This window comes from Anaerococcus faecalis (genome assembly GCF_013371425.1).
Taxonomy (GTDB): Bacteria; Bacillota; Clostridia; order Tissierellales; family Peptoniphilaceae; genus Anaerococcus; species Anaerococcus porci.
Map to the genome: position 1 here is coordinate 60,390 of NZ_JABVBA010000001.1, position 25,902 is coordinate 86,291.

Consider the following 25,902-nt stretch of genomic DNA (forward strand, 5'->3'; position numbering starts at 1 on the left):
CTTTTTTTATTTTAAACAAGCTAGGAGTTTTTATGAAGCATAGAAATTTTTTATTAGCTCTAATTGTTTCTCTTATTTTCATGTTTACTTCTTGTGTCAGTAAGGATAATAAAGGTAATGATTTATCAAATGATGTAAGTTCCAATAAAAAATTAAGTGATAAAAGAGAAAAAAAGCCTATAGGTGAGCCTTATGAAGTAGGGATAACTCCTGATGACTATAATATGGATTATGATACATCTAGGCTAAAATCATTAGACGAAAAAAAATCTAAATATTATCCTAAGGACGGAGTTAAGGGTTTATACTTTAATACCTATGCTATAGCAAATCCAAAAACATATGATAAAATTATAAATTTATTAGATTCTACCAAGCTAAATTCAGTCGTGATAGATATTAAGGATGATTGGGGAAATATCACTTGCGAATTTAAAACAGATAATGAAGATATAAAATATGCAACAAGTAAGGTTATAGATGTAGAAAAATTTATCAAGGATATGCATTCAAAAGGTATTTATGTTATAGGAAGAATAACCACTTTCAAAGATTCTGTTATAACTAAAAAACATCCTGAATGGGGTTTTACATTAAAAGATGGGTCTTTATGGACTAATGCTAATGGAGAAGCTTTTATGAATCCATTTATGGATGAGGTTAGAAAATATGATTTAGAGATTGCAGAACTTGCGGCAAAATCAGGATTTGATGAAATCCAATTTGATTATATAAGATTTGCTGAAGGATTTGAAACTTTCCAGGGAGAACTTAATTATCCAATGGGTAGGTGGCAAGATTTAAAAATGAAAGATGGAGAAAAAAGAATAGATGCTATAACTTCGTTTGTGAAAGATGCAAGAGAAATGCTTCAAGCCTACGATATGCCTTGTGGAATAGATGTTTTTGGTTATGCAATGCAAGTTGGAAGAGCTGAGGGAATTGGTCAGGATTTTAAGGAAATGGCTAATGAAGCTGATGTAATGAGTTCAATGATATACCCATCCCATTGGAGTTCTTTTTCGTTTGACCTAGAAAAACCAGATCTTGAACCATATGAATTAGTTAGAAGGTATCTAAAAGAAGAGCAAAAAGAATTTAAAGAAATTAACCATAAACCTAAGTCTAGACCATGGATTCAAGATTTTACAGCATCATGGATAGGACAGGGCAATTATATGGAATATGATGCTGGTGCAGTTCAAGCTCAAGTTGATGCTATCTATGATAGTGGACAAGATGAATTCTTAATATGGAATTCATCTGCAGAATATACTGAGGGTGTTAAATATTAGTGAGGTTTTATGGAGAAATTGATTAGAGAATTTATAGATAAGGCTATAAAATTTATAGAAGTTTTAATATGTATTGCCATATTAATATCTGTCCTATTGTCAGTTCCAAATCTTTTAAGATATGGGATTGATATCGTTTCATCTTCTAATGTAAGAAGTAACTATGAGCTTTTAAATGAGTTTTTAAAGCATGCACTTTTATTGGTGGTGGGTATTGAGCTTTTGGAGATGATAATCACTAAAAGTCATGAATCTGTTCTTACTCTAATTCTTTTTGTAATAGCAAGAAAAATGTTGGTTTATTCTGTAGGTTTAGTTGATATACTTATTGGTTCAATATCTATTGGACTTATATTTGCAATAATAAAATTTGTAATAAATGATGACAAACTTATGGCAACGATTGATAATACTTTTTCTGCCGCAATGACTGTAGAAAAGATAAAAAAAGAATTTGCTCTAGATATACCTCAAGATATGTCAAATACTCTTGGCGGTTTAGTTTATGAGATTGCAAAGCTAGAAGATGTAAAAGAAATTAAAGAAAAAACAAAACTTATATATGGAAATTATATGTATAAGGTGGTTTCAATTGAAGATAATGTTATACAAAGAGTAAGAATTGAAGAGTTAAAAAACTAAAAAAGGGTTGTTGCAAAATTACATTTGCAACAACTCCTTTTTTAAATTCTATGATTTTTTCTAAATTGTGAAGGTGTTATACCGACCTTCTTTTTAAAAACCTGATTAAAATAAGACTGAGAATTAAAACCCACTATAGAAGAAATTTCTTCCATAGAGTGATTAGTACTTATTAATAAGTTTTTAGTTACCTCGATTCTTTTAAGAATAAGGTATTCTATAGGGGTTACCCTATAATTTTGCTTGAATTCTGAAATTAAATGGAACTTATTCATATAAGCCATTTTAGATAAGTTTTCAAGTCTTATATCTTCTGAGTAATTGTTATCAATAAAATTTTTGATATAATCAATTTGTTTGTTGATTTTTATATCGTTTGTTATCTTAAACTCATCGCTTAAATTTCTAAGTAAAGTTATTACAAATTCGCTTGCTTTAGCATTTGCCATAGACTTAGAATAAGGATCTTTTGAATTAAATTCATTGTTGATGTCATTGAAAGAATTTAAAAAGTAATCTTTCATCTCATCTATAGAGTTGTAGTAATATTTATCCTCTTCTAAATTTTCGTTATTATCTACTGATTTGACAAAAATACTATCAACTCCGAATGAAACATAAATAAGATTCTCATCATCTTTCGATGAATATATACTGTGACCAACATTTGAATTTATTATCAAAAAGTCATCTTTTTTTACATCAATCATTTTATCTTCAATAGAAAATTTTCCATTGCCATCAATAATAAAATAAAACTCAGTAAAAGGATGAAAATGAATCCTAGAGCTTATTTTATTAGATGAAGAATTTTTTTTAGCATAAAGTACATTTAAGTATATACTTTGCATTGCTGTGTTATCGTTTTCGTTATTATCTATCATTACCATAATCATCGTCCCTTTTTGCTTGATTCATATACCATTATACAGAAAATGACAAGTTAAAACAAGTGAATTTTACAGTACTAAGCAAGAAATTTGTGATATAATGTACTATAGTTAATAATATTAATAAAAGAAAGGAATATTTATGGATACAAGGAACTACTTAGAAGGAAAATCAAATGAAGGTTTTAAATTTTTTGGTAATCATAAAAAAGGAAATAAATCTTATATATTTAGGCTCCTTGCACCGAATGCTGAAAATGTTTATATAAAGGGAGATTTCAATAATTGGGAAAGTGAAAAACTCAGAAAATACAACACAGGTGTATTTTCAAAAACAATAAAAAATTCTAAGGTTAATGATGAATATATCTATATAATAGAAGATAAAAATGGAAATAAGATTTATAAGCTTGATCCATATGCAAAAATTCAAAATAAAGATTTTTCTAATTCAATAGTCTATGATGATTCTTATAAATTCTCTTATAAATATAAAAATAAGAAAAATCTTAATTTATATCAAGTAAATTTAAGATATTTAAATGAAATTGGTGTTTTTGATGATGATAAATCAATTACAAAATATATTGAATATATTAAAAATTTAAACTTTAGCCATATTTTATTTATGCCTATAACTTCATATAAAGATGTAGAATCCCTAGGTTATAGCCCATTTAGTTTTTTTTCTTTGGATTCAAATTTAGACATTGACAAGATAAAAAGATTTATAGATTTAAGTCATAGGGATGGCCTAGGAGTTTTAGTAGAATTTTCCCTAAATGAGTTTGATAATAGCGAAAAGTCCCTAATAAATTTTGATTTTTCTAATATGTATAACTATGATTATGAAGATATACTTTATAATTATAAGGGAAATATTAATCTAGATATAGGTAAAGATATGGTTAAGTCTTTTGTTAAATCTATTATATTTTATTGGATTAAAGAGTTTAATTTAGATGGTGTATTCATATCAAATCTAGAAGATGTTATTTTTTGGCAAGGAGATATTAGTAGAGGAATCAACGAAAAATGGCTTAATTTTTTAAAAGATTTAAATGAAGAAATAAAAAATGAATCAAAAATTTCTATTGGAAATTATAATTCTATATATAATAATGATATAAACAAAGATTTAGGTTTCTCTTATATTTTTGATAGGTCGTTTTCTAATATTATTAAACTATTTCAAAAGATTCCTTTTTATAGAGATAATTACAAGGAAATGGTTAAAAAATATTTTGAAAGAGATTTAAATAACTTTATTTTAGGTTTTAATTACTATGATAGCTTAAGTGAAGGGTGTTCTCTTTTAATGAAGATGTATTCTGAGGATTTTAAATATGACCAATTAAAAACTCTTTTTACTTTTTTATATAGTATAAAATCTAATAAAATTATTTTTATGGGAGATGAATTTGGATCAATTGAGAAATTTGATTTAAGAAAATTATCAAGAATTAAGATAAATAAAGATGAGGAAGAAGATTTTTTAGAGTTTTTTAAGGATTTATCTTATATATATAATAACATATTTAATAATTTTTCTGGAAAAATAAAGGATGAAATTTTAGAAATAGAAGGTTATAGTTTATATGCTATTAAAAGATTATACAAGAAGAAAAATTATTTACTTTTATTTAACTTTACAGACCTAAGCTACAATCTTAAATCTCCATATTTCTTAGATACACTTATTTCTACAAAAAATAATAAAAAGAGTATTGAAAAGGATGAAATAATTAATATAAAACCTTTTGAATCTTTTATATTTCAAATATATAAGCCATAATATAGTTATAACCCAAAAGTTGATTTTAGTTCCAACTTTTGGGTTATTAACTTACTACAGCTTATTTAATCTTTTTATAAGTTTATATTCATTTTCAATATTGTGAGCTATATTAGTAAATCTCTCTAAAACTGTCTTTCTTGTAATTATACCTAAAAAATAACCATTTTTATGTGTAATACAAATAAAATTATTATTAATAATTAATCTTAAAACATCCTCAAGGTCAGAGTCATCAAATAGTATAGGAACTATTTGGTCCATAACTTCGTATACTTTCGTTTCAGTTAACTTTTTTTCATTAAAAAAACTTACATCTTCGCATGAAATAACAATTTTTGATATAGAAATTAAACCTCTTACTCTATCTTTAGTATCAAGAACAGGAATTGTTTGATAGCCTCTATTAGATAGGACTAAAATAGCATGTAGTAAGGAGTCATCTTCTCTTAAAACTGCAACTTCACTTGCTGGAGTTATAATATTTGCAGTTGGTTCATTAAACAAATCTTTGATTTTTTTACCGATCATATCTACTCCTATTAGCTATAAAAATAGCCCTTTGTAAAACAAATAACAAAAGGCTAAATTATATAATATGTAAGCACACCCAAGCTCGTGCGATAGAATCTATACGTTACTTAGACAGCCAGCTCATGATAGGTGACCTTACGGCACATAGAAAAATCTGCTTAATGCTGCTACGTTCCCGTCCTGACATGGTTCACAGCTTTCTATTGCGTAAGACCCATCAATCAACACTACTTTTCTAAGGCAGGCTATATATTTTAAAACCCTAACTTGGGAATTCAACCCTGCTATAGCGGATTGCAGGTTATAGGGCACCGCTAACTCCCCATCTAGTGCATGGCGGAGAGCAAGGGATTTGAACCCTTGATACACTATCAATGTATACACGATTTCCAATCGTGCTCCTTAAGCCACTCGGACAGCTCTCCATGATGCTTACAAAAATAAATTATACTTTAAATACTTAGAATTTCAAATTAATTTTTAAAATTATAAATATTTACCTACTATGGTATAATTTTATAAAGAAAGGAATGATTATGGCAAAAGCTTTATATAGAGAATATAGACCACAAAATTTTGATAATGTTTTGGGGCAAGATAGGGTTGTAAATGTATTGAAAAATCAAGTAAAATCATCTCAGATATCCCATGCTTATCTATTTGCTGGGGAGAGAGGTTGTGGTAAGACCACCTGTGCAAAAATATTTGCTAAGGCGATAAATTGTTTAAATCCTAGAAATGGTTCTCCTTGTGGAGAATGTGAAAATTGCAAGTCTATTGATGAAGAATCGACAATGGATATTGTAGAAATGGATGCAGCAAGTAATAGAAGAATAGATGATATTAGAAGTTTAAAAGAAACAGTTATATATCCACCAAATAACTTAAGATATAAGGTCTACATAATAGATGAAGCGCACATGATTACACGAGAGGCCTTTAATGCTTTATTAAAGATAATGGAAGAACCTCCTAGTCATTTAGTATTTATATTAGCTACAACAGAGATAGATAAAATACCAAAAACCATTCTATCTAGAGTTCAAAAGTTTGAATTTAATAAGATTGGAAAGACTGATATAATAAAACAGATAGATACTATTTTAAGAGATAAAAATATAAGCATGGACAATGAGGCGAAAGAGCTTGTTGTAGCAAAGGCTAGTGGAGCTATGAGAGATGCTTTATCAATACTTGACCAAGTTTTATCTATTAATAAAAAGAATTTTACACTTGCTGATGTACAATCTATTCTGGGAGTTGTAGAATCTAAGAATATAGATCTATTACTTGATAAGATAATTGGTTTAAATCAAAAAGGTGCTTTAGATATTTTATTTGCTTTAAGAGAAAATAACAAGGATGATATGGATATTCTTGATTCACTTACTATTTATTTAAGAGATATCATGATATATAAGACAAGTGCTAGCGAAAAACATATAAATTCTTTAGATTTTCTAGATAATATAAAAGAAAAATCAGAAAAAATTTCTAATAATCAAATTATCTCTTACCTTGAAATTATAAATGACTATTCAAATAGAATGAAAAATTCTTTTAATACATCACTTTTAATGGAAATGCTTTTGTTAAGACTTATCAATTTAAAAGATGAGAAAAATATTGAATCTAGGATAGAGAGGTTGGAGAAAAATAATCCAAGTAATAATATAGATCTTATAAATAAGATAGTCGAAGAAAAACTTGCTGATATTGATGTATTGTCTATAAAAACTAGACAAAATAACAATTTTAAAATCAATGATGAGTCCACTGAAAGAGATGATTCATTGAAGAAAGACATAAATGAAGAAATTAAAGATAATAATTTAGAAGTTTTATCTTCTAAAATAGAAGAAAGAAACAATGAAGAAAGGATTTTAAGAGAAGATAAAACTCTAAGCAAAAAAGATGAGGAAAATATTAAAAAGGCTCTCAAAAATAACTGTTCACCATTGATTAGAACTTTTATAGATAAAGAAGGCTTAAATTATGATATAATTAAGAACAAGCTTGTTATTTATTACGAAAGCTCTTTTTATTATCAATCTTTAGAGGCAGCAAAAGATAATATAAAATCTATAATTAAGACTATTACTGGTATAGATTTCAATATTGATATTGAAAATATTGACAAAAAAAATTATAAAAAGAATAATAATATAGAAGAATCTAATAATATTAAAATAGACTCAGAAAATATAGTAGATAAATTAGAAAAAGTCTTTGGAAAAGACATAACAATTGAAGAATAAAGGAGATTAACATGGTAAGAGGCGGATTCCCAGGTGGTGGAAATATGAATAATATGATGAAAAAAGTACAAAAAATGCAACAAGATATGGCTAAGGCTCAAGCTGAGATAGAAGAAAAAGAATTTACTTCAACAGCTGGAGGCGGAGTTATTGAAGCAACTGTTAATGGAAAAAAAGAGCTTATAAAAGTAAAAATTGACGAAGATGTTGTTGATCCAGAAGATACTGAAATGCTTGAAGATCTAGTGGTTGCTGCTATTAATGATGCACTTAAAAAGGCTGATGAATATAGTCAAAAAGAAATGGGCAAATTAACAGGAAATCTAAATATTCCTGGATTAATGTAATGAGTTTATATCCTGAAAGTTTAACTAATCTAATAGAACAATTTCAAAAGCTTCCAACTATTGGTAAAAAAAGCGCTGAAAGATTAGCCATGAGTATAGTTGATAAAGATTCAAAGTCTGTAGAGGACTTCTCAAATGCCTTAAAAGAAGTTAAAGATAAAATTCATCCTTGCAAGATTTGTGGTAATCTTACTGAAGATGATATATGTAATATATGTAAAGATGTTTCAAGAGATGAAACAACTATTTGCGTCATAGAAGATGTAAGAAACCTCATAGCGATTGAGAAATCTTCGGTCTATCATGGAAGATATCATATACTTGGAGGACTGATATCACCATCTGATAATGTCAAAGCAGAAGACTTATCAATAGATAAACTTTTAGAAAGAATTGATAAGGAAGGAATAAAAGAGATTATACTTGCCATATCATCAACTATAGAAGGTGAAACAACTTCTCTGTTTTTGGCTCATCTTCTAGAAAATAAGGATGTAAGAGTATCAAAAATAGCATCAGGAATACCCGTAGGTTCAAATCTCGAATATTTTGATCAACTTACCTTAGAAAGAGCTTTGGAAGATAGAAGAGAAATATGAAATTTATAGAAAATGTAGGTTAGAATTTAGTTTTTTTATTTAAAAATTTTGTGAAAATAATAGCAAAAATAAAGTAAGTGAATATCGACAATTCTAAGTATTTAAGTTCAGAATAAGCATTAGATATAGTTAACAATTAATTAGAATTTGTTATAAAAATCAAAGAGTTGATATAAACTTATAAATAATATAAGTCCTAGTGATATGAGTAAAGCTTATGATATAATAAAGAAGAATTATATAGTAAGTGATAAAGAAATTGACTATATTATTAACAATATTAGTTTTATGATTTTAAGTCAATTTAAATAAAAATTTGTCATAAGACAATGTTTATATTATATAAAATTACAATTTATATGATAAACTTTATTATAATTCAAATTGAATTTGAACAAGACCATCCTTAATGGGATGGTTTTTAAACTTAAAGGAGTAGCAATGTCTGTTTATGATGTAAAATCAAAATATGCAGAAGAATTTATTAATCACGAAGAGATTATGGAATCTCTTGATTATGGAAAAAGAAATAGTAAAAATGATAAATTAATAAGAGAAATTCTTGAAAAGGCAAGAAAAGCTAAGGGATTAAGTCACAGAGAAGCATTTGTCTTACTTTCCTGTGAACTTGATGATTTTAATGAGGAGATATTTAAACTTGCAAAAGAATTAAAACTTAAATTCTATGGAAATAGGATAGTTTTATTTGCACCTCTCTATCTTTCAAATTATTGTGTAAATGGATGCTTATATTGCCCATACCATGCTAAAAACAAGACCATACCAAGAAGAAAACTTAATCAAGATGAAATTAGGAAAGAAGTTATTGCTCTTCAAGATATGGGGCATAAAAGATTAGCTCTTGAAACTGGAGAAGATCCTATTAATAATCCTATTGATTATGTTTTAGAATCTATAAAAACTATTTACTCTATAAAACATAAAAATGGATCTATAAGAAGGGTTAATGTAAATATAGCAGCAACAACAATTGAAAATTATAAAAAACTTTTAGATGCAGAAATTGGAACCTACATATTATTTCAAGAAACCTATCACAAAAAAAATTACGAAACCTTGCATCCATCAGGACCAAAACACGACTATAATTATCATACAGAAGCTATGGATAGGGCAATGGAGGCAGGAATAAATGATGTTGGATGTGGTGTTTTATTTGGACTTCAAAATTATGAATATGAGTTTGTTGGACTTCTAATGCATGCAGAACACTTAGAGGCAAAATTTAATTGTGGTCCTCACACTATATCTGTTCCTAGAATCCAACCAGCAGATGATATAGATCCTGATGAATTTGATAATTCATTAAGTGATAGAATGTTTGAAAAAATAATAGCATGTCTTAGAATTGCAGTTCCTTATACAGGTATGATTATATCAACTAGAGAATCCAAAGAAGTAAGAGAGAAAGTCTTAGACTTAGGTATAAGCCAAATTTCAGGTGGCTCAAAAACTACTGTTGGTGGATATTCTAAAGACATAGGTGATGTATCAGGCTCAAATCAATTTGAATTATCTGATAATAGAACTTTGGACGATGTTGTAAATTGGTTAATAGGTATGGATTATATACCTTCATTTTGTACAGCTTGTTATAGGGAAGGAAGAGTTGGAGAAAAGTTCATGTCCATAGTAAAAGAGCATGGTATAGGACAGATGTGCCAACCTAATGCTCTCTTGACCCTAGATGAGTATTTAACTGACTATGCAAGTGATGATACAAGAAATATTGGACAAATTTTAATTAAAAAAGAAATAGATAAAATTGAAAATCCAAATCTTAGAGAAAATGCAAAAGAATGGCTTAAAGAAATCAAAGATGGAAAAAGAGATATACACGTATGATTCAATATAATTCAGAAAGACTTACCATGGCCTTGGTTGGAAAGACTAATTCTGGTAAGTCTTCCTTTTTAAATTTTATAACAGGAGAAGATACTTCTATAGTTTCAGAAGAAAGAGGTACTACAACTGATCCTATTAAAAAATCTATGGAAATTCATGATTTAGGACCTGTATTGTTTTATGATACGGCAGGATTTGACGATGGGTCAAGTCTTTATGAGAAAAGGTTAGAAAAAACAAAAAATTCTATAAAAAAGGCTGATATTATTCTTTACTTCCTATCTATAGAAGATAATTTAGATGATTTAATATCTATAAAAAACAATCACAAAAATATTATTTATATAGCAACAAAACAGGATATTTCAGATGGAATTAAGCTTATAGAGAAATTTAAAATTCTTGATCCTCTTGCGATTGATATAAAAAACAAAAAAAGTAAGGAGCAATTTTTTTTAAAGATAAAATCTTTATATGAATTTGAAGATAATACAATAACAAAGAAATTAGTAAAAGAAAAAAACCTAGTCTTACTTGTAATTCCTCAAGATAGTGAAGCTCCTAAGTTTAGGCTGATAAAACCACAGGTTATGACTATAAGAGAGATTATAGATAAAAATGCGAGTGTGGTTTGTACTAATCTAATAAACTTAGAAAATACACTTAGTTTTTTAAATAAGAAGCCTGATCTTGTTATTACTGATTCTCAGTATTTTAAAGAAGTTTATAAAATATTAGACAAGGATATAAAATTAACTTCATTTTCTGTACTTTTTTCAGCTTTTAAAGGTGATATTAATTATTATATTGAGTCTGTTAAAAAACTTAAAGATGGTAATAAAATTCTAATTACTGAAGCCTGTTCTCATCCACCTTTAACCGAAGATATAGGGACTGTTAAAATTCCAAAACTTCTAAGAAATAAATATAAGAATATAAGTATTGATTTTAAAAGAGGAGATGATTTTAAGGATATAGAAAAATATGATTTAATTATTCAATGTGGGGCTTGTATGTTTAATAAAAAATATGTAAGTGAAAGAATTAGAAAAGCCAAAGCTAAAAATATTCCTATGACAAATTATGGAATTTTAATAGCTTATCTTAACGGAATACTAGATAAGATAGAAAAATAAAAAGATAGACTGAGAGAGCCTATCTTTTATTTTTTAATATTTCATAACTTTCCTTATAAAAGATTGATTGCTTAACCTTTTTTTTATTTCTTTTAGATAGGCTTAAGATATAAAGGCTATTTTTAGCTCTTGTAATAGCAACATAGAAAATCCTCCTTTCTTCTTCTAACCTTTGTTTTCTATCCTCATCATTAAATATAAGAGGAAATTCATTTTCAATAAGGTCTATTACAAATACTTTGTCATATTCTAGACCCTTTGAAGAATGTATGGTTGAAAGATAAAGTTTAGATTTTATTAAAGATTTGGATTTTTTCTGAAGTTTTTCAATCTTTTCTAACAATTCTTCTTTTGTTTTAATTCCTTTGGTAAAATTTATAGCACTTTCTATATATAAATCTTTATTTACTGTTTCTTGCATATATTTTCTACTTATCATATTTATGTAAGACTTATATGAGAGACTATTATAAATAAAGGATATTTTTTTATCATATGAAAGTTTTCTTATATGCTTAAGCTTTTTTTCAATATTAAACAAAGAATCAATTTTATAATCTTCTAATTCAATTCTATAAAAATAATCAAATATGTCTTCATTTATGGCCTTATAACTTAATTTTTCTATATCTTCTTTGCTTAAGTAGCTACTAACTTTATAATAAATTTCCTTAAAGAGTTCAACATTATTAAAATCATTAGAAAAATCTATTATAGATAAGAGATCTTTAAAAATCTTGCTCTCAAAAAAATCCAATACATTAATATTTACATTAAAATCAATATCATTATCAAAAAAATACGCTATAAGTAATATGGCTGAAATATTATTTCTAAAAAGAATTGCAGTTTTTTCATCACTTTTAAGATTTTTTCTTATAAATTCATATTCTTTAGATGAGTCAGCAAAAGTTTTTAAAATTATATCATTTTTTTTATCTCTTTTTGCTATAAAGTTTTTATCATACCTTAACTTGTTATTTTGGATTAAGTATTTTGATAAATTAACAATATTTGATCCAGATCTGTGATTAGTATCAAGCCACATTATTTTAGAATTTTCAAATTTATTTTTAAAATTTAATAAATAAGATGGATTGGCTGCCCTGAATGAATAAATAGATTGATCATCATCTGCAACTATTAAAATATTATTCTCAGGATATATTATCTCTTCTAAAATCTTAAACTGTAATAAAGATGCATCTTGTCCTTCGTCAAGTTGATAATACTTATATTTACTCTTTATGGACATTAAGATAGATTTATCGTTTTTAAGTATCTCTAAAGCTTTTACTTGCATATCATCAAAATCTAGGAGATGCTTTTTGTTTTTTATTTCTTCATATATTTCATAAATTTTACTTATATTTTTTATTTCTATATTTTTTAAGTAAGACTTATCTAAAATAGAGTTTTTCATAAAAGAAACTTCCCTAAAAAACAAAGCCAAATCTTCTCTAGAAATAGGGTAATGATTTATCTTCTCATAAATTTCACCGACCAAATTATATTTGTTGTAAATTTTTTCATCTTCTATAAGTCTTATTTCTCTATTGTATTTTCTTAAATAATTTCTAATTATTAAGTAGCAAAATGCATGGATTGTCATAAAATTAGACTTTAAGTCCTTAGATCTTTCTTTCATATCTTCAGCTTGAATTTTTGAAAATGTTAGAGAAAGTATTCTTGTCTTATCAATAATTCTTGAAAGTATTTTTATTCTTTCTAAAAGCATTGTTGTCTTACCACTTCCAGGTATGGCTAATACTAATAAGGGTCCCTCTTTATGATTTGCTGCTTTTTCTTGTTTACTTGTCAATATCATATTTATATTTTATCATATAAGTATGGAAATTTACTATATAAAGCTTTTCATTATTACTTTGGCTTAATTTAAGGTATAGTATAAAAAACGGGAGGAATTATGTTAACTACAAATTTTTTAAAAACAAGAACATCTACTAGAGAATTTAAAGAATCTAAAGTAGAGGAATCAAAAATCGAGAAAATATATGAATATGTAACAGATATTAAAGCAGGACTTTATGAAGAAGATTTATCCTTTGAAATTTCTAAAGATGGAGAAGGTCTTTATGAAAAGTTAAATGGAAAGGCTGGATACAAAGGAGTGATGATAAAAGCTCCTATATATGTAGGTCTTGATGTTAAAAATCATAATCAAAAAGCCCTTGTTAAGGGGGCATATGGTCTAGAAGAATTGATTACAAAATTAAGCGAAATAGGACTTGCTTCATGTTGGATTTCAGTAGTAGATGCAAGTGAAGATGATTTAAATAGTGCTTTTTTAGATAGTAAAGGTAATATCAAATCTATTCTAGCTGTAGGTGAAGCTCTTAATGAAGAGGTAAGAGAGCATAGGTTTGATGATAGAAAAGGAATTAATGAATTTGTTTTTATAGATGATTTAAACCATAAGGCAAGTGTTGAGGAAATCGAACAAAGAGGCATGGATGATTTGTTTTCTTATTTAAGATTTGCACCATCTTCATATAACTCACAACCTTGGAGGTTTGTTCTTGTAGATAATCTTGTAAAACTTTATTTAGAAGATTATAAGGATGAATCAAACTTAGTTGATGCAGGAATAGTAATGTATTATTTCGACCAACTCACAAAAGACTTATCCATTAATTCTTCATGGGATGTTAAACCTAATCTTGATGGTTCAAAACAAGTATTTATAGCTCAAAAAGAATTATAAATTAAAGAAGGATATTAATGATAACTTTAAAGACAAGTAAAGATATAGAAAAGATGTATAGGGCTTCAGAAGTACTTTGCAAAACTCATCTAGCTATTAAAGAAATCATAAGACCAGGTATAACCACTTTATTTCTTGATGATTTCGCTAATAAATTCATCAAATTTCATAAGGCTATACCAGCTCAATTAGGCTATCAAGGATTTCCATATACACTGTGTATTTCTGTAAATGATGAGATATGTCATGGATTTCCTTCGGATTATGTTCTAAAAGAAGGGGATGTCGTGTCAATAGATAATGTAATAGATTTAGATGGAGGACTTGCTGACTCTTGTTGGACTTATAAAATAGGTAAACTATCAAAAGAAAATGAAAAATTAGTTGATGTTAACTTAAAAGCCCTATACAAAGGAATAGAAGAGGCAATACCAGGAAATAGGATTGGCGATATAGGAGCTGCTATCCAAGAATATGTAGAAAAAGAAAATGGTTTTTCTGTAATAAGAGATTTTATAGGACATGGCATAGGAAAAGAAATGCATGAAGATCCACAAGTCCCTCACTATGGCAAAAGAGGTTTTGGACCAAGGATTCAAGAAAATATGGTCTTTACTATAGAACCTATGATTTGTATAGGCAATTGGAAGTCAAAAATAGATTCAAATGGATGGACAGCTAGAACTAGTGATGGCTCTGTTTGTTCTCAATTTGAACACCAATTAGTAATAAGAAAAAATAAGGCTGAGATTATTACAGACCAAGATAAGTTTGAACTTAGTGACAAAGATTTAAAATTTATTGAAAATTACAAATAAAGGGGGGTACCCCTTTATTTTTATGAAAAAACCAAAATATATAAATTTAATCTATTATTATTCTTCTTTTGAATATGCCTTAATAAATTTTAATTTACAAACGCTTTTATAAAGGGATTTTTAAATATATACAAAACTGATGTTTACTTATGCAATTCATTATTCAAAAATTTAAGATATATTTGTAATTTTATTTCAAATATATTAATTGTTGCTATATATTTTTTTAAAACACTTAATAAGTAACCAAAAAACTGGTAAAATATAAAAGTACGTTTAGACTAACTAAGGAGAAAATTAGAAAATATGTAAAATAATTTATGAATAGAAACGCTTTTAAAAACAATAAAAATAAGCATAGGAAATAAAGCTAGTTAATCTAGCTTAAAAAATTAATTAATTTGTGGTTCAAACTTGCAGTTATCTTTAAGAAGTTTAAAAATAACTCTAATAAGCTTTCTAGCAGTATTGGTAAGTACAACATAATGATGTTTACCCTCAGATTTCTTTTTCTGATAATATAAAGCAAGAGTTTCATCCCTCATAGCTACTAGCCTTGCAGCATTTAAAAGAGCCACCTAAGATAAGGTGACCCTCGTTTAACTATAGACACACCTGTAGCAACAAACTTACCTGATTGGTGAGTACAAGGATCTAGACCAACAAAAGCAAGGAGTTGACCATCATTATCAAACCTATTGATATCAACAATTTCAGCTAAAATGATAGAAGCTAAGGTATAAGAAATCCCAGGAATAGACATCAGTGGTGACTGAATCTGATCCATAATCATATTGATTTTATCCTCTAACTCTTTAATTTTAGAAGAATAGAAATCAATTAAATCAATAGTTTGGATAAGTTCAAAACTAATAGCATCAGAATCAGAACCAATAGAATTCTCCGCGGCTATCTTTATACAAATAGCCTTATCCTTATAGAATTAGACTTAAGAACATTAGTAAGTTTTGTAAGATGAGCATATGCAATGAGCTTTTTAGAAGGGAAACTCTAAACTCTTAAGCATAGCTAAAGTAGACTTCTGATTAATAGAATAGACACAAGACTCAAGCTCAGGAAAAATGATATTGACAATCCTAGAAATTGAAATCTTAAGCTTAGATAATTGCTCTTTAAGTCTAAATCTGTATCTAGTAAGTGACTTAAGCTCCAAAATATAATAAGATAAACCCAAGTGGGGTTTAGCATCACTGGCAAATAACATAAGAGCAATTAACTTAGCATCAATTTTATCAGTTTTAGTCTTTCTAAGCGTATGAGCTTTTCTGAAAAGATTAATTTGAAGTGGATTGAAGATAACAGGATTAAAACCATTCTCAACTAAGAAATTGATCAATTTTAAAGAATAATGTCCAGTAGCTTCAAGCCCCACTTTTACATTTTCAGAAGAATCAGGCAAAAAAGACAAAAGCAAATCAAAGCCAACCCTATTGTTATCAAAAGAAAAAGAATCTTTAATAACAGTTCCATTTGAATGACAAATATAGCAATCATGCTTATCCTTAGCAACATCGATACCAACTAAAATCATAAAATATCCTTTCAAATAAAATGGTTGTGATATCCACAAAAAAATATGTATCGTATCCTTGCTTGAGATAAAACGTCAAGCGTTATCTAACTCATAAACAAATAAACATAGAATTGTGGTTGCACCCTAAATAAAATAGTCAAAAGCTATAGGAGGAAACAACAATCCACAAGCCTATGATTATCATATAGTAAAAATGAAATTTGAACACTATTTACTATGTGTTCATTATACAAGGAGGAAATATGGATATAATAGTAATAGGTTTTGCATTATTTGCAATGTTTTTTGGAGCAGGAAATTTGATATTTCCACCAATGCTCGGTTATACATATGGAAATAATTGGCTCTATGCAGGCATTGGTTTTACGATAGTAGGGGTTGGCCTAACTTTAATTGCAGTTATAAGTGTTGCAAAAAGTCATGGTAATATATTTTCATTTACTTCACTTGCAGGAAACAAGTTGTCTAAAGTTATAATTTTTATTATCGCTCTTTGTATAGGACCTTTGGGAGCTATACCAAGAACAGCAGCTACAAGCTCTGAAATGCTCACATCTAGTGGATTTAATATATCGCCTTTAGTGTTTTCTATAATTTTTTTCTTTATATCTTTATGTTTAGCCTTAGGAGAAAGTTCAGTTGTAGATTTTATAGGTAAGTTTTTAACACCTCTTTTACTAATTTCCTTGTTTATAATGATTATAGTTGGTGTTATAAACCCTATAGGAGAAATGAAAGATGTAAATATGCATACTGGAAAAATTTTATCAAATTCTATGCTTGAAGGATATAATACAATGGATGCACTAGCAGCTTTAGCTTTTACTCCTATTATAGTAAAGAGTATTGTAAAGAAGGGCTATAAAAATGAAATTCTTAAAAAAACAATAGAGGCTTCATTTGTAGCTGTGATTGGTTTAGTGTTAGTATATATGTCACTTGCATATTTAGGAGCAAGTGTATCTAAAAGTGTTGATGGTCTGTCAAGGGTAGAGCTATTAAACTTTATTTCAAAAGAAATATTAGGCAGTAAGGGGAGGTATATACTACTCATAGCATTAATATTAGCATGTTTTACAACAGCCACTGGTCTTATATCATCAATATCAGAAATATTTGTTAAGTATTCAAATAATAGACTTTCATATAAGTTTAATGCATGTCTAATAACATTAACTTCCTTAGTTTTATCGGTATTGGGAGTGGATAGTATAGTTGAATTTACAGGTCCATTTTTACAATTTGCTTATCCATTAGCTATTTTATTAGTTATTTTTAATCTATATGGTAAGAATAAGTTGGATAAAATTTTGGTAAGAAATTCATTTATAACTGTTTCCATTGTCTCTTTTATAGATGCTATAATAAGTTTTATAAGTGTAATTGAAAAGTTGCTAAATATTAATTTTGAATTATTTGATGCTATACAAGAAGCTTTAAGTAATATTCTTAAAATTATTTCAATCAATAATAAAGATTTTCCTTGGGTATATCCCTTTATAATTGTTTTCATATTAACTTTAATCTACGTAAATAAATTCAATTCAAAAACTAACATTGATCTGTCTAAGTAAAATTAGGCAGTTTTATTTTAAGAAATAGTTTGCAAATATATTTATTTCATGTATATTTTTTATTAGCTAGTAAAATAGTTTTAATAAAGAATTTCATAAAAATCAAAAAATGTTTGATAAATTTTTAACCACGTGTTATAATCTACATATAAGTTAATTATTTATCAAATATTGAAAGGGGAAAATATGACAAGAAAAGTAGTTATTGCAAGTGCAGCAAGAACACCAGTAGGAAGCTTCGGAGGCAGTTTAAAATCAAAAAGTGCAGTTGATTTAGGGGTTGTTGCTGCAAAAGCAGCAATTGAAAGAGCAGGAATTAAACCAGAAGATATAGAAGAGACAGTATTAGGTTGTGTATTACAAGCAGGATTAGGTCAAAATGTTGCTAGACAAGTTTCTTTAGGGGCAGGAGTTCCAGAAACAGTTCCAGCAATGACAATTAATAAGGTTTGTGGTTCAGGTCTTAGAACAGTATCACTAGCAGCTCAAATGATTTTAGCAGGTGATGTAGATGTAGTTTTAGCAGGAGGAACCGAATCTATGTCTAATGCTCCATTCTTAATCAATGAAGCTAGATGGGGAGCTAGAATGGGTGATAAAAAACTTGTTGATGAAATGATTATTGATGGACTTTGGGATATTTATAATAACTATCATATGGGAGTTACAGCTGAAAATGTAGCTGAAAAATATGGTATTACAAGAGAAATGCAAGATGATCTTGCAGCAGTAAGTCAACAAAGAGCAAGTAAAGCTCGTGCTGAAGGAAGGTTTAAAGATGAAATAGTTCCTGTAGAAATTACTGACAGAAAAGGTAATGTTACAGTTGTTGAAGATGATGAATATATAAGAGATGGAGTTACTAAAGAAAATATTTCTAAACTTAGATCAGCTTTTATCAAAGATGGTACAGTAACAGCAGCCAACGCATCAGGAATCAATGATGGTGCAGCATGTCTTGTAATTATGAGTGAAGAAAAAGCTAAAGAATTGGGAGTAAAACCTCTTGCAACAATTATAGGATATGCATCAGCAGGTGTTGATCCAAAAATTATGGGAACAGGTCCAATCCCATCAAGTAAAAAAGCTTTAGAAAAAGCCGGTGTTACAGTTGATGAACTTGATTTAATTGAATCCAATGAAGCTTTTGCAGCTCAATCTTATGCAGTAAGAAATGAAATGGGATTTGATCCTGAAAAAACAAATGTAAATGGTGGAGCGATTGCTATAGGCCATCCAATAGGAGGATCTGGAGCAAGAATTCTTACAACACTTTTATATGAAATGGAAAAAAGAGATTCTAAAAAGGGTCTAGCAACACTCTGTATAGGTGGAGGAATGGGAACTGCCCTAGTTGTAGAAAGATAATATAAACACAAAAATACTGTAAGATTTTAAAATCTTACAGTGTTTTTTTATATTTTTCAATTGATATTTGGTTCTTAGATTTTTCTCTATCTTTCATCTTTTTTGTGTAGCAAGATCTACATAAAGGTTCATATGAATCCTGAGCTCCTATTTCTATTCTCTCTTCATTATATGATTTTCTAAATGATACCCAGGCATCTTCTCCACATGATGCACAGATAGCATGGTGTTTGATAAGTTCATCTGCAATAGGCATAAGTTCCTTCACTATCTCAAAAGGTCTTGCTTTATAGTCCATATCAAGTCCAGATACTACAATTGTTATGTGGGACTTCATAAGTTTTAGAAAACACTCTACGATTTCTGTTGGATTATCTGGGAAAAATTGAACTTCATCTATTCCAATAGCATCAACTTCATTTCTTGAACTATATTCTAAAATGTCATTAATAGAATCTATTTTCAAAGCATCAAGTTCAAGATTATCGTGGCTTATAATTTTTTCATCTTCATGTCTTGAATCTACTGAAGGTTTAAAGGCAACAGTTTTATACCCTGCAATCTTCATTCTATATAGTTCTCTCCAAAGTGAAGTTGTCTTTCCTGAAAACATTGAACCTGTGTGAACAATAAGTTTAGCTTGTTTCTTCATATTACACCTAAACATTAAATTTAAAGTTCGTAATATCGCCGTCTTTCATAACATAGTCTTTTCCTTCCATTCGAAGTTGACCATGTTCTTTAACTTTTGCCATATTACCACATTCTTTAAGGATATCAAAGCTTACAATCTCGGCTTTTATAAATCCTCTTTGGATATCAGTATGAATTTTTCCAGCAGCATCAACTGCCTTTGTCCCCTTAGTAATTGTCCAAGCTCTAGTTTCATCTTCTCCCGTAGTTAAAAATGAAATTAAGTTAAGTGTTTTATATGAATCTCTTATAACTTGGTCACATCCTGACTCTTGAAGACCGATCATTGCTAAGAATTCCTTTTTCTCTTCATCTGTATCAAGGTTTGAAATCTCCTCCTCAATCTTAGCACTTACTACTGATACTTGGGAGTTTTCCTCTTTTGCAAACTCTCTTACTTGATTTACATATTTATTTGAATTTCCATTATCAATTACATCGCTTTCGTCTACATTACATACATATATTATAGGTTTAGTTGATAGAAGTTGATAGGATTTAAGAAGTGACATATCATCATCATTAAGATTTAATACTCTAGCTGATTTTCCTTCTTCTAAAATTTCTTTAATTTTTTTTAAAAGCTCTACTTCATTTCTCACACTTTTATCAGACTTTGCAATCTTTTCCCTTTTAACCAATACCTTATCAACAAGTTCTAAATCAGCAAGGATTAACTCGAGATTTATGGTTTCTATATCTCTTAATGGGTCAATAGATCCGTCTACATGGGTTACATTTGGATCGTTAAAGCAACGCAAAACTTCTACTATTGCATCTGTTTCCCTAATGTTTGATAAAAATTTATTTCCTAAACCCTCACCTTTACTAGCACCTTTTACAAGACCTGCAATATCATAAAATTCTATTGCAGCAGGAACTATTTTTTTTGAATTATGCATTTTTGCAAGGTAGTCTAACCTTTCATCTGGTACATTTACAAGACCTACATTTGGGTCTATCGTACAGAATGGGTAGTTTGCAATTTCTGCTCCTGCCTTTGTTATGGCATTAAATAGTGTTGACTTGCCTACGTTTGGTAGACCAACAATTCCTAATTTCATTTAATCACTCTCTCTTTTTTTATTCTTTCATTAGCCTTAATTATTATATGCAAAGGGGATTAAAAAATCAATTTTTATATTATTTAACAATGGTATAATAATAGAAAGATAAGATTTAATATAAAGGAGCTTTTATGAATATAGATGAAAAACTAAGAAAGTTACGAGAATTGATGGCAAGTCGTCAAATTGACGCCTATATAGTAAATACATCTGATCCTCATCAATCAGAATATATTAGTAATTATTATAAAACCCGTGAGTTTATTTCTGGATTTACTGGTTCAGCAGGTACTTGTGTTATAACTATGGACAAAGCAAGGCTTTGGACGGATTCTAGATATTTTCTTCAAGCAGAGAAAGAACTAGAATTTACTGAGTTTGAGTTTTATAAGCTTGGCTTTGAGGAAGATCCAAGCATAGAAGAGTTTTTATTGGAAGAAGTTAGTGAGTTTGGGAAAATCGGCTTTGATGGTAATTGTTTTTCCGTAAAAGACTACAAAAATTTAAGTGAGAATATGGGTTCACGTGCTTTGGTTTATGATATAGATTATATATCAAAAATATGGAATGACAGACCAAGTCTTCCTAAAGAAAAAGTTTGGGTATATGATTTAGAATATGTAGGGGAAAGTTTAGAGTCAAAGATTAAAAGGTTAAGAACTGAACTTAAAGATAAAAATTGTGATTATAATTTTATAGGTTCACCTGAAGATATATGCTATCTGCTAAATATTAGGGGAAATGATATAGAGTATAATCCAGTGTTTTTATCATATCTTTTAATATCTATGGATGAGATTCATCTTTGTGTTGACCTTGATAAAATAGATGATAAGGTAGAGGAATATTTAAAAGAAAATAATGTTAAGCTACATTCATATGACTATATTTATACATTACTTAAAGATATAAGGGGAAAAAATAGAATTTATCTAGATCCTGAAAGAACTAATGTATTAATTTATGATTCAATAAATTCAAATGTAAGAATAATGACAGGAATCAATTTATCTACAAAGATGAAGGCAATCAAAAATGATGTAGAACTTGAAAATGAAAAAAAAGCTTATTTAATAGATGCTTTAACTCTTGTTAAGTTCTTTAATTGGGTTGAAGTTGGAACTAAAACAGGTTCTTTGACAGAGCTTATAGCTAGCAAAAAACTTCATGACTTAAGGAGTGAGAATGAATCTTATATTGAAGATTCTTTTGAAACTATAGCAGGTTACAAGGAAAATGGGGCTATAGTTCATTATTCATCAAATTCATTATCTTCAAAGACTTTAGAAGAAAGATCTCTTTTACTAGTTGATTCTGGAGCTCACTATATGGAAGGAACTACTGATATAACAAGAACAATTTCCTTAGGAAAACTTACTGAAGAAGAAAAAGAAAACTATACTTTGGTATTAAAGTCTCATATTGCATTAATGAGCGCTAAATTTAAAGAAAAAACAAATGGACAAAGACTTGATGCTATTGCAAAATATCCATTATGGAAGGCTGGAAAAGACTTTTTCCATGGTACAGGTCATGGGGTGGGTTTTACACTCACAGTTCATGAAGGACCAAATAGGATATCAGCCTTTGATAATACAGAATTTATAGAAAATATGACTACATCTATAGAACCTGGTCTCTATATAGCAAATAGGCATGGAATAAGAATTGAAAGTGAAGTATATGTAAAGGAAGATTTTACAAATGAATTCGGAAAATTTATGAAATTTGAATGTTTAACCTTTGTTCCAATAGATACAAGACCTGTTAATATAGATATGTTAGAAAGATGGGAAATAGACTGGCTTAACTCATATAATAAGAAATGTGAAGAAATTCTTTCTCCATATCTTGAAGGAAGTGATTTAGAATATTTGAAAGAGAGTTGTAGGGAAATTTGATAAATAATCAAATAAAAGCTAAATTAAAAGACTTACCAGATTTACCTGGTGTTTATATAATGAGGGATAAAAATGACGAAATAATCTATGTAGGCAAAGCGATTAATTTAAAAAAACGTGTCAGACAGTACTTTGACAATAACGCCAATAAGGGTAGAAAAGTACTTGCTATGGTAAGTCATGTAAAAATATTTGAATATATAATTGTTGAAAATGAAGTTGAGGCCCTTGTTCTAGAGTCGAATTTAATTAAAAAAAATAGACCAAAATACAATATAGTACTAAGAGATGATAAGCAATATCCTTATATAAAAATTACAAATGAAAAATATCCTAGAATAGAAAAGGTAAGAAATGTAAAAAGGGATAAGGGACATTATTATGGACCTTATCCTGATGCCTATGCTGTCAACGATGTTATAGAATTATTTCACATACTTTTTCCTTTTAGGACTTGTAATATTAATTTTGACAAGGGACAACAATTAGATAGACCTTGTCTTAATTACTATATAAAAAGATGCAATGGACCTTGTATAGGTAAAGAAAAAGAAAAATCCTATATGGAAAATATAAAAACAATTAGAGAATTTTTAGAAAATAAGTCTAATGAAATACCGAAGCTTGTAATAGATAAAATGAATTATGCAAGTAAAAATCTTGATTTTGAAAATGCAGCTAAGTATAGAGACTATCATAGGGCACTTTCTACAATTTCTCAAAAACAAAAGGTTACAAATACAAATCAAGAAGATATTGATATTATAGCTATGAGCAAGGGATTATTTTATGTAACTATGCAGGTATTTTTCATGAGAGATGGAAAAATTGTGGATAGGGAACATTTTATATTAAAAGATGATTATAGAGAAAAAGAAGAAGATATTATGGCATCTTTTATGAAACAATTTTATTTAAATCTTATGTATATTCCTAAAGAAATTTTGGTAGCTATTCTACCCTCAGATCTTGGTGCATTAACCTCATTTATTGAAAAGAAAAAAGGCTCCAAGGTTTCTATAATTCAACCTAAATTAGGTAGAAAAAAAGATTTGATTAAAATGGCTGAAAGAAATGCTAGTGATATGATGAAAAAATATGAAAAAAGACTCGAAGAAAAGGAGAGGAAAAAACATAGGGGACTTAATGGTCTTAAGCAGGTTTTAAATCTTAAGTCCATTAAAAGAATTGAAGCTTATGATATTTCCAATACTGCTGGTGTTCAAACAGTAGGGTCTATGGTAGTATTTGAAGATGGATTACCTGAGAGAAAAGAATATAGGAAATTTAAGATAAAAACAGTAGAAGGACCAGATGATTATGCTTCATTAGAAGAAGTATTAACAAGAAGATTTAAAAGAGGAGAAAAAGAAATAAAGGAAAATAATACATCTACAGGATTTGGTAAACTTCCAGACTTGATTTTGATGGATGGTGGTAAGGGGCAAGTAAAGATTGCAAAAACAGTACTTAAAAAATTTAATTTAAATATAGAAGTAGCAGGACTTGTAAAAGATAATAAACATACGACAAGGGCTATTATTTATGAAAATCAGGAAATAAGTATAAAAAGAAGAGATCCAGTCTATAAACTCATATATGAAATTCAAGAAGAGGCCCATAGGTTTGCAATAAATTATCATAGAAAACTTATGACAAATGCAATGAAAAAGTCAGAGCTTGATAATATAAAGGGCATAGGCAAAAAAAAGAAAGAAAATTTATTTAATCACTTTAAAACGATTAATAATATAAAAAATGCAAATTTAGAAGAGTTGATGGAGGTTGATTTAATTAGTAAAAATCAAGCTCTTGATATAATTAAGTACTTTAAACTAAATAGTTAAGGGGAGAATATGACTAGAAGAACTAGTGTAAAATTAAGGGATGTAGTAAATAATTTAAAGCTTGAAATAGTTCATAAGTCAAGTGACTTTGATGAAGTTGAGATTACAAGTCCTGATATCAATAGACCAGGATTACAACTTACAGGTTTTTTGGAAGAATTTCCTTATAGACGTTTGCAAATAATAGGAAGTGTCGAGTATAACTACCTAACAAGTCTTGATAATAGAATGCAATATGAAAGATTTAGAGGTATTTTATCATATAATATGCCCGCAATAATTTTCTCATACAATGCAGGACTACCCAAAGATATGCTAGACTTAGCTGACTATTATGATATAAGTATATTAAGAAGTAAACTTCCTACAACAAGGCTTACTTCACTTATATCCCAAGAGTTAGAATATGTATTTGCTCAAAGAACTCAAGTTCATGGAGAGTTACTTGAAGTATACGGTGTAGGTGTACTTATATTAGGGGAAAGTTCAGTAGGGAAAAGTGAAACGGCACTTGATCTTGTATCAAGAGGTCATAGACTTGTTGCTGATGATTTAGTGGAAATTGCATCCTATGATAATAAAGTTGTAGGTCAGGCTCCAAAAAATATAAGACACTATACAGAAATAAGAGGTCTTGGGATATTAGATATTAGAAGGCTTTATGGTACAGGTTCAGTTAAGGTATATACAGATATTGATATGGTAATTGAGCTTGAACATTGGAGAGAAGATTATGAATATGATAGGTTAGGATTAGATGATCATTATACAGACCTTTTAGGAGTTCAACTTCCTAAAATTCTTGTTCCTGTGAGAGCTGGAAGAAATATTGCTATGATTGTAGAAGTGGCAGCAATGAACCAAAGAGAAAAGTCTATGGGATATAACGCAGCAAAGGTAATGACCGAAAACTTATTTAATGATTTAGAAGACTAGACATTTTTTAAATCATTAATTACTTGACTTAAATAAGGATATTTATTATACTCATA

The 25,902-nt window shown here is 28.4% G+C and carries 22 protein-coding genes, 1 tRNA gene and 1 other RNA gene; 15 read left to right on the forward strand and 9 right to left on the reverse strand.

What is annotated here, in order from left to right:
* Positions 1–32: 32 nt before the first annotated feature.
* Both HV819_RS00335 and HV819_RS00340 read left to right on the forward strand, forming a co-directional pair.
* Complete coding sequence (locus HV819_RS00335; protein WP_154538897.1) at positions 33–1,295, forward strand: putative glycoside hydrolase; 1,263 nt, start codon at positions 33–35, stop codon at positions 1,293–1,295.
* Between the two features lie 9 nt (positions 1,296–1,304).
* Complete coding sequence (locus HV819_RS00340) at positions 1,305–1,937, forward strand: transporter associated domain-containing protein (RefSeq protein ID WP_176269273.1); 633 nt, start codon at positions 1,305–1,307, stop codon at positions 1,935–1,937.
* A gap of 41 nt (positions 1,938–1,978) precedes the next feature.
* Here HV819_RS00340 and HV819_RS00345 read toward each other — a convergent pair whose 3' ends face one another.
* Positions 1,979–2,827, reverse strand: coding sequence for an AraC family transcriptional regulator (locus tag HV819_RS00345; protein ID WP_154538895.1), 849 nt, complete (start codon positions 2,825–2,827; stop codon positions 1,979–1,981).
* A 142-nt stretch (positions 2,828–2,969) separates the two neighbouring features.
* Here HV819_RS00345 and HV819_RS00350 point away from each other — a divergent pair, with 142 nt between their 5' ends.
* Positions 2,970–4,622 (forward strand): GlgB N-terminal domain-containing protein, encoded by a 1,653-nt coding sequence (locus HV819_RS00350; protein WP_176269274.1) that lies wholly within the window; start codon positions 2,970–2,972, stop codon positions 4,620–4,622.
* A 54-nt stretch (positions 4,623–4,676) separates the two neighbouring features.
* Here the strand turns inward: HV819_RS00350 and cbpB are convergent, their stop codons facing one another.
* The 3 genes from cbpB to HV819_RS00365 all read right to left on the reverse strand — a co-directional run bounded on the left by cbpB (position 4,677) and on the right by HV819_RS00365 (position 5,581).
* Entirely contained in the window at positions 4,677–5,153 is a 477-nt protein-coding gene (gene cbpB, locus HV819_RS00355; protein WP_176269275.1) for a cyclic-di-AMP-binding protein CbpB, read from the reverse strand.
* 71 nt (positions 5,154–5,224) lie between these two features.
* An RNA gene (ffs, locus tag HV819_RS00360) (signal recognition particle sRNA large type) lies at positions 5,225–5,491 on the reverse strand.
* Positions 5,491–5,581 (reverse strand) — tRNA-Ser (locus HV819_RS00365). The genes ffs and HV819_RS00365 overlap by 1 nt, the downstream gene beginning before the upstream one ends.
* A 111-nt stretch (positions 5,582–5,692) precedes the next feature.
* Between HV819_RS00365 and dnaX the strand changes: the two genes are divergently transcribed.
* From dnaX to hydF, 5 genes are all read left to right on the forward strand, one after another.
* Positions 5,693–7,414, forward strand: a complete 1,722-nt coding sequence (gene dnaX, locus HV819_RS00370) for a DNA polymerase III subunit gamma/tau (RefSeq protein ID WP_176269276.1) — start codon at positions 5,693–5,695, stop codon at positions 7,412–7,414.
* 11 nt (positions 7,415–7,425) lie between these two features.
* Entirely contained in the window at positions 7,426–7,761 is a 336-nt protein-coding gene (locus HV819_RS00375; protein WP_154538891.1) for a YbaB/EbfC family nucleoid-associated protein, read from the forward strand.
* Complete coding sequence (gene recR, locus HV819_RS00380; RefSeq protein ID WP_154538890.1) at positions 7,761–8,360, forward strand: recombination mediator RecR; 600 nt, start codon at positions 7,761–7,763, stop codon at positions 8,358–8,360. Before HV819_RS00375 ends, recR begins: the two co-directional genes overlap by 1 nt.
* A gap of 441 nt (positions 8,361–8,801) precedes the next feature.
* Complete coding sequence (gene hydG, locus HV819_RS00385) at positions 8,802–10,226, forward strand: [FeFe] hydrogenase H-cluster radical SAM maturase HydG (RefSeq protein ID WP_176269277.1); 1,425 nt, start codon at positions 8,802–8,804, stop codon at positions 10,224–10,226.
* Positions 10,223–11,362 (forward strand): [FeFe] hydrogenase H-cluster maturation GTPase HydF, encoded by a 1,140-nt coding sequence (gene hydF, locus HV819_RS00390; RefSeq protein ID WP_176269278.1) that lies wholly within the window; start codon positions 10,223–10,225, stop codon positions 11,360–11,362. The genes hydG and hydF overlap by 4 nt, the downstream gene beginning before the upstream one ends.
* Before the next feature lie 19 nt (positions 11,363–11,381).
* On the opposite strand, the gene HV819_RS00395 is transcribed toward hydF, so the two are convergent.
* Positions 11,382–13,190, reverse strand: coding sequence for an ATP-dependent helicase (locus HV819_RS00395; protein ID WP_176269279.1), 1,809 nt, complete (start codon positions 13,188–13,190; stop codon positions 11,382–11,384).
* Between the two features lie 99 nt (positions 13,191–13,289).
* Between HV819_RS00395 and HV819_RS00400 the strand changes: the two genes are divergently transcribed.
* Positions 13,290–14,087, forward strand: coding sequence for a nitroreductase family protein (locus tag HV819_RS00400; RefSeq protein WP_176269280.1), 798 nt, complete (start codon positions 13,290–13,292; stop codon positions 14,085–14,087).
* Positions 14,088–14,104: 17 nt separating this feature from the next.
* Positions 14,105–14,905, forward strand: a complete 801-nt coding sequence (map, locus tag HV819_RS00405; RefSeq protein ID WP_176269281.1) for a type I methionyl aminopeptidase — start codon at positions 14,105–14,107, stop codon at positions 14,903–14,905.
* 565 nt (positions 14,906–15,470) lie between these two features.
* On the opposite strand, the gene HV819_RS11495 is transcribed toward map, so the two are convergent.
* Both HV819_RS11495 and HV819_RS11500 read right to left on the reverse strand, forming a co-directional pair.
* Positions 15,471–15,692 (reverse strand): IS110 family transposase, encoded by a 222-nt coding sequence (locus HV819_RS11495; RefSeq protein ID WP_235942747.1) that lies wholly within the window; start codon positions 15,690–15,692, stop codon positions 15,471–15,473.
* A gap of 210 nt (positions 15,693–15,902) precedes the next feature.
* Positions 15,903–16,457 (reverse strand): IS110 family transposase, encoded by a 555-nt coding sequence (locus HV819_RS11500; RefSeq protein WP_235942748.1) that lies wholly within the window; start codon positions 16,455–16,457, stop codon positions 15,903–15,905.
* A 245-nt stretch (positions 16,458–16,702) separates the two neighbouring features.
* Between HV819_RS11500 and brnQ the strand changes: the two genes are divergently transcribed.
* Positions 16,703–18,034 carry a branched-chain amino acid transport system II carrier protein gene (gene brnQ / locus HV819_RS00415; protein ID WP_176269282.1) on the forward strand — a complete coding sequence of 444 codons (1,332 nt, stop codon included), beginning with the start codon at positions 16,703–16,705 and terminating at the stop codon, positions 18,032–18,034.
* A 186-nt stretch (positions 18,035–18,220) separates the two neighbouring features.
* Positions 18,221–19,402 carry an acetyl-CoA C-acetyltransferase gene (locus HV819_RS00420; RefSeq protein ID WP_176269283.1) on the forward strand — a complete coding sequence of 394 codons (1,182 nt, stop codon included), beginning with the start codon at positions 18,221–18,223 and terminating at the stop codon, positions 19,400–19,402.
* Between the two features lie 34 nt (positions 19,403–19,436).
* Here HV819_RS00420 and HV819_RS00425 read toward each other — a convergent pair whose 3' ends face one another.
* Both HV819_RS00425 and ychF read right to left on the reverse strand, forming a co-directional pair.
* A complete protein-coding gene (locus tag HV819_RS00425; protein ID WP_176269284.1) occupies positions 19,437–20,054 on the reverse strand; it encodes a thymidine kinase in 618 nt (205 codons plus the stop codon).
* 7 nt (positions 20,055–20,061) lie between these two features.
* Positions 20,062–21,159 (reverse strand): redox-regulated ATPase YchF, encoded by a 1,098-nt coding sequence (gene ychF / locus HV819_RS00430; RefSeq protein WP_176269285.1) that lies wholly within the window; start codon positions 21,157–21,159, stop codon positions 20,062–20,064.
* A gap of 134 nt (positions 21,160–21,293) precedes the next feature.
* On the opposite strand from ychF, the gene HV819_RS00435 reads away from it, so the two are divergent.
* Genes HV819_RS00435 through hprK form a run of 3 tightly spaced genes read left to right on the forward strand, consistent with a single transcriptional unit; the run spans position 21,294 to position 25,846 of the window.
* Complete coding sequence (locus tag HV819_RS00435; protein WP_154538880.1) at positions 21,294–23,063, forward strand: aminopeptidase P family protein; 1,770 nt, start codon at positions 21,294–21,296, stop codon at positions 23,061–23,063.
* Entirely contained in the window at positions 23,063–24,910 is a 1,848-nt protein-coding gene (uvrC, locus tag HV819_RS00440) for an excinuclease ABC subunit UvrC (RefSeq protein ID WP_176269397.1), read from the forward strand. Before HV819_RS00435 ends, uvrC begins: the two co-directional genes overlap by 1 nt.
* 9 nt (positions 24,911–24,919) lie before the next feature.
* Complete coding sequence (gene hprK, locus HV819_RS00445) at positions 24,920–25,846, forward strand: HPr(Ser) kinase/phosphatase (protein ID WP_154538878.1); 927 nt, start codon at positions 24,920–24,922, stop codon at positions 25,844–25,846.
* Positions 25,847–25,902: the final 56 nt, after the last annotated feature.